We start from the raw sequence: 2,186 nt of genomic DNA, 5'->3' as shown, positions 1-2,186 counted from the left end.
CCGAATGACCGAACATCGAAATATAGGTGGCGTAATTAATGAAGCTGCGTTCAACCGGCACGGTACGGCGATGCACATCCACCAGATAGGAAATCGCCTGCAAGACGATAAACGACAGCCCCGCCGGCATGATGACCCGCTGCCAGTCCAGGGGCATGGCGCCGTACCCGGTGAAGGTATCGATCAAGGTGCCGGCAACGATGTTGGCGTACTTGTACCAGCACAGCACCGCCGTGTTGAGCACGATCAGCGTCGCGAGTAGCCGCACGCGGCCCTTGCCATCTTCGCGCAAGGCATCAATCAGCAAGCCGCCGACCCACGCCGTGATCGTCAGCACCACATGCACTGCGAGGAACCGTGGGCTCAACCAGCCATAGAACAGCCAGCTGCCGATCAGTAACGTGACGTTGCGCCAGGCGGCCGGGCACACGGCATAGGCCGCCAGGAACAGCGACAGGAACAACGTCAGAAACTCGAGAGAGGCAAAAACCATGGTGGTGGCGCGATCCGATCAGTGGGCCAGGACGTCAGTCGCGAGCAACAGGTGAGGGCCATTTGCGCCAGGCAGCAGCACAACGCTATAGCGCTCGCCAGCCTTGAGCTGGCCCAGGTCCAGCGGGGCACCGACGTTGGTTTGGGCGCAGACCAATTGCACCGACAGGTTGACCGGGTTGATCGCTCGGCGTTGCACGCTGCCGTCGGCCACCTCCTTGAACAGGTCGGCGTTCTTCCCCGCAGCGCGCAAACCGGCCTGGGTGCACGCTGGATCGGCGCTGATAAACGCCAGCGAGGCCCTCAGGCTATTGAAGTCGTCGGGTTGCTCACGGATGACGACCTGGCGGATACCTTGAGCGCTGTCTGGCAAGGCGATCACACTGGCGAATTCGCCTGCTGCCACCTGGATGTCCAGCGGCTGGCTTTTGCCGTTGCGTTCCAGGGTGCCCTTGATCGGCTGATTGGCGGGCACGGGCAGGTAGTCGGACACGGCATTCGAGCCTTCCAGTTTGAGGCTTGCGCGCGAGCCTTCGGCCAGCAGCTGCAACGGTTGGTCGGCGGCGTTGATAAAGCGCAGGAAGGCCGAGTCCTGATCCGGGCCCGTCGGGTACAGGGCAATGTCGGCGGCCTGGGCGTGCAGGCTCAGCATCAAGGGCGCGAACAGCACCCAGCCACAGGCGGATCGGATCATTTGCCGGCTCCCGCGCTGCTGACGGTGTCGGCGGGCAGTTTGGCCAACGCTCCACCAATCGCATTGCCCCAGGATTGATAACCGGCGACGGTGAAATGCTGCCCATCGGTGGTGATCCACTGCCCGGGTTTGGAGAACGTCAGCGAATCGATGTAAGTGCAAGGCGCCACGTTCGCGGCCAGAAACTGCGACATCAATTGGGTGCGGGCATCATTCTTCTGGTACATGCCACCGGCTTTGCCCCAGGCCGGGCCCACCCAGGCGCAGCGGGTTCCGGTGGCGGCGATGGCCTTGGCCAGGCCAGTGACGTTTTGCCATGCCCAGGCCTTCGGAAACACCGGTTTGTCGTAGGACGCCATGGTGTCGCCGATGACCAGTACCACTAGGTCGGGCTTGTCGGCGGCGATCAGGTCCTGGATCGGTGTGGTGGTTGCCTCGCGCCCCTTGATCACGATCTTGTCGTTGCCTTTGCGCTCGGCACCACAGTCGACCTTCTTGCTGATCAGCCAGTCACCGGCGCTGGCGCCGCAGGCACCGATGGAATGGACCTGGGCGCCTTGGCGAGTCAGGTTGTCGTGCAGCGGCTCCAGCAAATGGTCCGCAAGACTCATATGGCTCTCCCCAAGGACAAGGAGAGTCAGGCCGGCAAGGGCAGAAGTGGGCATCGAAAGCTCCAGAATGATCAGTTGGAATAAGGCGAGGTGTACGGGCTGACCGGCAGGCTCATGGGGCCGCTGATCTCCTCGAACTGGTAGCGCAAGGACAGGGCACCGCTGATTTGTTGGTAGTCGCGGGCGTTGTCCAGGCCCAGATTGGCGCCCARCAGGAAGTTCGAAGCGACCTTGTATTCAGCCGCCGCGGCGACGCTGTAGCCGATCCCGGTTTTGTTTTGCCCTTCGTAGCGCAGGCCCGAGGCCGCCTGCAGGGCTTTGTCGGTCGGGAAATAGTCGACGCTGTCCTGCTCGAAATGCTGCACGCCGACCGAGCCCTTGACTTGATA

Annotated in this window: 3 protein-coding genes and 1 pseudogene; all 4 read right to left on the bottom strand. The window is 62.5% G+C overall.

The features are described 5' to 3' along the window. Nucleotides 1-493, bottom strand: a pseudogene (locus tag ACXRVY_RS25355) (MBOAT family O-acyltransferase); the annotation flags it as partial. 18 nt (nucleotides 494-511) lie between these two features. Continuing rightward, nucleotides 512-1,186 (bottom strand): alginate O-acetyltransferase AlgF, encoded by a 675-nt coding sequence (locus ACXRVY_RS25350; protein WP_223458968.1) that lies wholly within the window; start codon nucleotides 1,184-1,186, stop codon nucleotides 512-514. Continuing rightward, nucleotides 1,183-1,851: an SGNH/GDSL hydrolase family protein gene (locus tag ACXRVY_RS25345; RefSeq protein ID WP_223458970.1), complete on the bottom strand. Its 669-nt coding sequence runs from the start codon at nucleotides 1,849-1,851 to the stop codon at nucleotides 1,183-1,185. The genes ACXRVY_RS25350 and ACXRVY_RS25345 overlap by 4 nt, the downstream gene beginning before the upstream one ends. Nucleotides 1,852-1,868: 17 nt before the next feature. Continuing rightward, the coding region (locus ACXRVY_RS25340; protein ID WP_458238563.1) for a cellulose synthase subunit BcsC-related outer membrane protein at nucleotides 1,869-2,186 on the bottom strand (318 nt) is incomplete at its 5' end.

Source organism: Pseudomonas sp. P5_A2_2, assembly GCF_054177685.1.
Note: the sequence above shows the minus strand (reverse complement) of the source record. Positions and strands in the feature narration are given on the sequence as shown.